The organism is Planctomycetia bacterium (assembly GCA_034440135.1).
GTDB lineage: Bacteria > Planctomycetota > Planctomycetia > Pirellulales > JALHLM01 > JALHLM01.
In genome coordinates, this window is the sequence record JAWXBP010000179.1 from 1 (window position 1) to 8,826 (window position 8,826).

The window sequence follows — 8,826 nt, forward strand, 5'->3', positions numbered from 1 at the left end:
GCCAAGAAGATTTGGGCGTACGGCGGGGCAGGGAATGACAATCTCAGCGGGGCTGCCTTGGCCGATCGGCTGGAGGGCGGGATTGGCAACGACTACGCCTACGGGCGAGACGGCGACGACCTGATTCGCGGCGGCGACGGCGGAGACTATCTCTATGGACATGCCGGCGCCGACGTGCTCCATGGTGAAGTTGGCGCCGATTGGATCGACGCCGGCTCGGACAACGACACGATCTACGGCGGCGATGAGGTGCGCAGTTCTTCATCTTCGTCGAGCGCTTGGGCCGCTACGGGACTGGCCGGCGGGGGCTATTACGACGGCGCGGGCGGCGACTATGTGCTCGCCGGCAGCGGGAGCGATTGGATCGACGCCCAAGGAGGGAACGACTACGTCGACGCCGGCGCGGATCATGACACAATCCTGCCCGGATTGGGCAACGACTACCTCGTCGGCAACACCGGCGACGACGTATATCAGTTCGCGGGCCAGGGGAACCAAGGGATCGACATCGTCGAAGAAGCCGCGACCGGAGGAACGGACACGCTCGATTTCTCCTTGTTGCGTTTTCGCGACACGACGAACAACGGCGTTTCGGTGTCGCTCACCGTAAGCGCCGAGCAGACCGCGCAACAAGGCACGGGCGCCGGAACAGCTGACCTCTTGAAGCTGCGTTTGATCAAACTCGCCGGTTCGACGCTTTCGGAAATTGAGAGCGTCGTCGGCAGTCCGCTTAACGACAAGCTTGTCGGTTCCACGATCGTCAACACGCTGCGCGGCGGACAAGGCCTGGACAAACTCTACGGCGGCGACGGCAACGACTTGCTGTACGGCGAGGAAGACGCCGACGAGCTTTACGGCGAGAACGGCACCGATTTCATGGACGGCGGCCCTGGAATTAATCAACTTCTCGGTGGCGCCGGATTCGACTACCCGGAGTACATCGACAACAGTCAGGCCGGGTTCACGACCACCGGCTCCTGGGCGCCGCCGACGCCGACACCGACGCCGCCGGAAGGACTGCACGGCAACCAACTCGTGGCAGGAGGAAGCGGCACGAGCGCCACTTGGACGTTCGCGAGCGTGCCGGCGGGTACGTACGGCGTGATGGCTACGTGGACGGGCAACGACAGCACGGTGCGCAATGGCACCTTTGCGATCAAAAAGAATCCCCTGGTCACGTTGGGGACGGAGTTCACCGAACAAATATCAAGCCCGACCGGTGCTGCGCAACACGGGCAGCCCTGGCAACTCTTGGGCGAGTACGTCCTGGCGGCAGCCGACACGCCGACGGTCGTGTTTTCCGGCGGCACCAACAACAAACTGGCCGACGCGGTGTGGTTAGTCGCGAAGCCGACGACAACAGGTATCTCCAATGTGACGATTGCGGAGAACGCGGGCGATCACGTTATCAGCCTGTCGTCGGTGTTCGTCGATCCTCAAGAGACCGGCATTCCGCTGGAACTCTCGATCGAGCATCTAAGCAGCACCAGCCTGCAGACGGACAACTGGGAACTGTTCGAGGGAATCAATGTCGACTCCGTTACCCAGACGCTGACGCTTGATCTCGCGGAGGACCGTTTCGGCACGGCTTCGATCACTGTCAGGGCGACGAACGCCGCGGGGCTGAGCGTCGCGACGACATTCACCGTCACGGTCACCAGCGCCGATCTGGCCGCCACCTTCGGCCAGGTCGACATTCTCAATGACGCCGGCGCGTCCGCGATCGATCGCATTACGGGCGATCCGATTATTGCGGGAGTTGTGCGCAACGACGATCCGCCGGCAGCCGATGGCAGTCACTTGTCTCAGGTATTCATTGAGTTCGACCGGGATGGCAACGGCACGACCGACGCCAGCGTGACGGCCGACGCAGGCGGACAGTTTTATTACACGGCGCCCGCGGGCTCGTATGGCAACTTCAAGGTCCGTACGCGCGAGCCGAATAGCGCGGGCGGCGCTTCGGTCACTTCGAGCTGGACGCTGCTGCCAACGTTCACGATCAGCGGAGCGCACAACGCCACGCCGACGCTGACCAGCATCGGACTGGTCAACGACACCGGGACGTCAAGCACCGATCGCATCACGCGCGATCCAACCGTTCGCGGCACGATCGTCAATGACAACCTGGTCGTGTCGCTGGCGGCTGATGCGTCCGCGGCGTTGATCTTGGACGCGGACTACAACGGTGACGGCACCGCCGATCAATCCGTGGCCTTGAGCTTGGGATCGCCGGATTTTCAATTCGTGCCGAACAACCCGCCGAATAACGTGGACCTGCCGATCCGATTGCGGGTGCGCGAATGGAATCGCGTCACCAACGCCTACATGACGCCGGCGGCTTGGACAACTGCCTACACCATCCGCTACAAGACAACGGAAAGCGATACCGCGCCCAACCTCGTCGCCTCGCTGGTCGGCGCCTTCAATGGCGCGGACCGCTACGATCCTTCGATCGCGGGCATCGTGACGAACGACGGACTCCGCGACGGAATTGTCGTACAAATCGACTACGCCGACGCGGGGACGGACAGCACCTTCGCCGCCGACGCGGACGTCGTAATTGACGATTCCACGATCGTCGATGCGGAAGGCGCATTCACATTCTTTCCCAAGGACCGCGAGTACGGCCTCAACGGCGTGCGGCTGCGGGCAGTCGAGCACACGTATGGCGAGACCGATCCGATTTATTCGTCGTGGGTCACTTTGACGTTTGATCTGAAGGCGCCGCCCAAGGCGACCGTTGGCGCGCTGACGCTGGTCAACGACACCGGCGTAGCGGCCGACAAAATCACGTACGACTCGACGGTACAAGGGTCCATTGCCACCTCGGCACTGTTCAAGGCCGGCTCCAAGATCGAATTTGACTGGAACGGCGATAGCCTCCCGGACGGTTCAACCACGGCCGCGGCCAATGGCTCGTTCTCCCATACGTTGCCGATCGACGTGGCGGGCGCGGTGGCCGTCCGTGCGCGCGTCGTTCAAGACGACAAGGTCGCCGACGAGGAACTGGTCGGAACTTGGAACACGGGGTTTTCTTTCACCTATGAACCGTGGACCGGGCCAACCGTCACGAACTTCGTCTTGAAAAACAATACGGGTAATCCCAACGACGCGCTCACGACCGACGCCACGGTGAAAGGCGACGTGAGCGCGCCCGCGACGTTCGAGTTGGCGTACTCCAATGTGGAATTCGACTACGATGCGGACGGCGTCGCTGACGAAAGTACGCTGGCGGATGTCGACGGACAATTCGAGTACCTTCCCTCGACCAACATCCGCGCGAGTCAAGTCGCCCAAGGCAGCGCCTTCAACCTACGTGCGCGGGCGGCCGCGCGGAACTCGAGCGGCGTGCCGGTCACCGGTCCTTGGACGACAACGTCATTGACGTTCACACTGGAAGCGACCACGGCCCCCACCGTCACGTTGGGTCTGGCGAACGACACCGCGCCGGGCGGCGACAATCAGACCACGGATCCGACGCTGACCGGCGTGGTCGGGACGGGCGTTGAGTTCGCGTACACGACCATCGAACTGGACTTCAATCAGGACGGCGTCGCCGACGCCACGACCGTCGCGGACGACGCCGGCGTGTTCTTTTACCGTCCGCCGGATTTGCAACTCGGCGCGGTTGTTGCGAAGGCGCGCGCCGTCACGCTCGACCAGGTCGAAGACGAAGTCCGTTACGGCGCGTGGGCGACCAAATCGTTCACGCTCCTGGAATTGACCACGGACGCGAACATTACCGTCATCGACGAGAACGATCAGTCGGCCACGGAAGCGGCCCGCCGGGTGACCAGCGTCATCGCGGCGCGCGGCGTCGACACCGCGGCCGCCAAGGCCCGCGATCAATATCACACTTGGGCCACATCCACCGGACAGACCGTCACCAATTCGTCCAACTTGGATGCGCTGGTCGGCCTCGTGCCGTTGAAGTTCGGCACGCGAAACGGGATTGTGCCGGACGTTGGCAGTTACAACACGCGCAACGGCTTAATTTCCTCGGGCGGCTATCAGCCGGTGTTTTCCCCGCAGTCGTTGCTGAACTACATCGACACGGACGTCAATGCGGCCGCGCAGAATTTCACGATCAACGTCCAGGACACTGCCGTCCCAGGCGAAACGAGCGATCTCTATGACTTGACAGGCACTGTCGTCGTGGACGTCGATTATGTGCGCACCACGCCCGCCAACACCTACACGCTCTCGATCAGCGTGACCTACACCTACCAGTACGTGGAATGGGGAGCGTATTCCTCGACCGATATCTACGGCGAAAACGGAATGGGCGCCTCCGGCGCGACACATACGTACACGCATACGCAAAACGGCGTGTACAGCGTCGTCTTCACCGCCGCAGGCACGTTCGTCGACAATGGCAATCGGATCAAAGTTACAGGCAAGTTTGACGTCACGGAGGACGTCGACTACACGTTCGGCCACACGGAAAGCGTCACGTACAACTATTCCACGTCGGGACGCAGTTGGAATGGTTCCGTCGGCAACAGCATGATGGGGCAGTACCACTTCGATCATCACGAATGGAACACGGCCTCGACGGCTTTTTCCGCGGACGACAGCCCTAACGTCTCGTCGGCCGCAGGGAGCTTCAGCCAAACGGAGAGCGGCTTTACCAATCTGGTCAACAACAACTCCGGCTCCTATTCCTATGGCGGCCTGGCGAATTCGTACAACTCGAACTCGCTGAGTCGCACGGAAACCCGGAACTTCGGCTACAGCTATCAGGAGTCGGGTTCCTATTCGCTGAACAACGGCTCGCGCAGCGTGACGGCGACGCAGCTGGCGCAGAACACGACGTACGGCTACCGCCGCGACGTGAACGAAACCGTCGGCTTCGCCTACAATCATGCCGGGCGCAGCGAGACCGGCGCCCAAGTGCATGTCGAGTCCAACACGCACGACCAAACCCAGAGCGTGGCGGGACGCTACACCTGGAACGGCGGCAACCACGCATTGACGCTGTCCAATGTCTTTGTCCAGGAGGCCGGCACCGAGTCGGACGTCCGCACGGAAGCCGGCACGTCGCGCTACTTTGACAACACTGGCTTCGACGCCGGCGCCTACGGCCGCACCGACAGTAGTTCGCAAAGTTGGTCGTATACGGAAAGTTACGCGGCCGGCACGAGCTACGTCTTCACCAATCTCGCCGGAACGATGTCCGGCGCGTTCTCGAAAAACACCGGTGCCCGACGCTCGCTCACGTTCAATCAATCCGGCAGCCGCAGTTTCAACGACGGCACGAACGCCAGCGACGGCGCGTTCGATCGCACTGCCAGTTTGTCCGCCAGTAGCACGCTGGCCGATTGGGGCAGTTATTCGTCCGTGCAGGGCGTCGACGTAACGAAGTACGCCGCCGGCGCCGCGACCCGTCAGGACGGTACGACGGTCTCGTACAGTCAGGCCGCCAGCTACACCTTCTCCTATCCCGGCGATACGACTCGCTCCGGGCGCGGAAAGGTCAAAGCCTCCGGAGTCCAGAGTTCCAGCTACAGCGAATCGGCGAGCTACACCAAGACGCCGACGGCCAACACGCTCTCGGTCATTTTCACTTCCTCCGATAACGCATCCTCCAACATGAACCTGGACGGCGTCGTGGTCACGGTGCGACCGGACGAAAAACGGACGACGCGCAGCGAGGAGTCCGCATCGTTTTCCTATCTCAACACCGACAACGGCAGCTACATCGGCAATGCCACGACCGTGGCAAACCGCACGGGCGTGTCGACTCGCACCGAAAAGAACCAAAGCAACCGACAGACGCGCGGCAGCGGCACGTACACGATCGCCGCGACGGCGCAGGAAATCCACGCGTTCTTCGAAGACGAAACGACGGATGTCTCCACGTCGTTGTCCGATACGGCGACTTACGCGCAGACCGCTTCTACCGAAATCTCGAACGGCACGAACGGGCATCGCGAAACGCGCAATACCGTGATGTCGCTCACCGACACGATTGGCTACGACCGGCCGGACCGGGAAGGCGCCGCCAATGTCCAGCGAGACGACGTCGCCAGCTACTCGTATAGCGATTCTGGAAGCTATACAGTGGACGCGTCCGGGAACGTCAGCGTGGGCGGTTCCTTCCGCCGTACGACCACGAACTCGATGAAGCAAGGTGGTCGCGACGAAGGCGATCATCAGGGCGGCGTCACGGCCGGCACGTTTGACAATCTAACAGATGCCGCTTCGACCAATTCCGAAGTGATCACCGGCGGTCAATACACGGAAAACAACGGCGCCCGCACGGAGAGCGGCAATTTCGCGCGTCAGGAAACGCGTTACGGATACACGGACAGCAAGGAGTCGACGACCGTGACGGCGAACTCGTCGGCGAGTTCGACCACGACCACGCTCAATGCGCATCTGATGGCCACCTCGGAAGTGTTCTACAAGGAAAGCGGCACGTTCGCCGATTCGCCGGGCACGCAGTCGCGGACCGGCACCTACAGCCGCACGGAAAAAGGCAACACGATCGTTAACGCCGCCGGCGGGTCCAGCTTTAAGAACACGTCCGCCGGCGGCCCGGGTGAAATGATCACCGTCCAGGGCAGTAGTTCCTTCACCGAGATGGTGATAAGCGATCGCAAGTATGAGGACGAAGGCGGCTTCAGCGAAACGAACGGCGCGGTGAACAAAGCCGGGTGGTTCCAACTCAAGGAAAACGGATCCACGATCAACGAGACGACCGACGACAACACCGTCGATCTCGATGGCACGGCCAGCAACGGCCGCACGACTAATCACAGCCAGGTAAATACGGAGTCCGAGACGGAATACTCGGAGTACGGCGGCTTCTCCGACAACGGCGCGAACATCAATCGCCACGCCGATTTCCGCCGCACCACGAACGGCACGCGCGACGAAGATCTCCGCTCCGACGTCGCCTACAGCACCAGTCTTTCCGTGGGCACGGCGACGTTCACTGACCAGGGAAAAGCATCGACCTATTCCAGCGACGATGGCGCCTTTTCCACCACGGGATCGTCGACGACGCGCAACGGCCGATCCGTCGAAAAGGAATCCGGCAAGGTCAAATTCAAGATCAGCGATTCCGGCCGCTATCGCGGGGATCAAGACGGCGCCTATTCGTCGCTGGAAACCGGCACACGCAGCGAGAACTTCGAACAGCGCAACGACTACTCCGAAAGCGCCGGCGCTCTCAAACAGTCCGGCTCCTACTCCACGCGCAACGGAGAACAAGCCAAGAGCGAAATGGCCGGCCAAGGGAAGATTAGCTCCTCGGATTCCAGCGGCACGACGACCGGCGGTTTCAAAACCGGCGCTTCCGGCACGCGCCGCTCCTTGAATTCCGAACAAGGCCACTTCAAGATCACGCCGAGCGGGGAAGCCGGCGGCTCGACCTTTAGCAACTCCGACGAGAACGACGCCACGGAGTCCTATCAACAATCGACGTCTTTCACGAGTACCACGCAGTTTGGCACCGTGGAAGGTTCGCATTCGGTGTCGACCGGTTCCACCACGTCCGATGAATACGCCGGTTCCGGAACCCAGTCGGACGCAGGCTCCCAGCACACATTCAACACCAGCTATCGCTCGAAATCCACCAGTAACGCGAGCGAATCAAGCTCCGAATCCGTGAAGCAGATGTTCTCCAGCTCGGGCTGGCAGGACGGCGGGATGCTGCAAGGCTATTGGGCCACCGTGCCCGGCAATATCTCGGAATTCTTGGTCGGGCTTTACAAGGCACCGACGCCCACGACTTCAACGCAGCCCGCCTCGGGAAGCTACGGCGGTTCTATCGTTTGGAATAACTCGTCGAACGCCACTTCCACCTCCGTCGACGAAATCACGAGCGGCGTCGATTCGCTGATCAACGGCGTGGCCAGCAGCTCCCAGAATTTCATCAGTACGTCCGACGGCAGCAGCAACTTCACCGGCAACAAGACCGGGAACGTTTCGCATACATTCAGCGCCTTCGACGACCATTTCGCCGCGCCCAACGAATCGGTCAGCGACCGTCATTCCGCCACAATCAGCGAAACGCAGACGAACAACAACAACGCGGAATCCAGCTCATCCGGAGTGTCCACAAGTGGTCCAAGCGGCGTCAGCCAATCCGCTTCCTATTCGACCGAGGAACACAGCAACGAGACGTATGTTCAGAACAATCAGGGCGGCCGCAATTGGAAGCACACGCTAATTCCTGATGGTGGCGCTCCGTCGCCGACCACCACGACCACGGCGACCGGCACTTTCGTCGACACCGCCAGTCAGAATTTCAACTACGACTACGTGGAGACCGGCAGCTATTCGGACAACGGCAATCCGAGCAATCATTCGTCGGTCCGCAACATCAGCCAATCAAACTCGTTCGCCTTCTCCACGCACAAAAGTGAAGGCGGCACGGTCACGCACGATCGGACGCACACTGGCACGGCGACCGCGACGTATGGTTCCGCACTCAAACGCATCGATACGGGCGGTTGGCAAGCCCTTGCGCAGAACGGCGCCATCACCCAGAACGGAACCAACGTCAACGATCAAGCGCCATTGACGCTGGACGGCGCGGACTCCGCGACCACGATCATGCTCGCCGTGTATAACGGCGAGACCCTCACCAACACAACCACGACCGCCAGCTCCGAGGACGATCCAGGCACGGCGGCGGCCGGTTGGCTCGACACCGCCCTCGATTGGCTTTCCGATCCGCACAACGCCCTCGACCTTGCCGGTTGGATTCCCGTTTATGGCGAGGTATTCGATGCCATCAACGTCGGGCTGTATCTCTACGAAGGGGACTACAAGAACGCCGCGTTGAGCGCCATCAGCTTGGTTCCGGTCGTCGGC

Annotated in this window: 1 protein-coding gene; it reads left to right on the forward strand. The window is 61.4% G+C overall.

Translation table 11 applies throughout. The annotated features are described in order from the left end of the window. On the forward strand, window positions 1-8,826 hold an 8,826-nt coding region (locus SGJ19_10395), incomplete at both ends, for a hypothetical protein (GenBank protein MDZ4780651.1).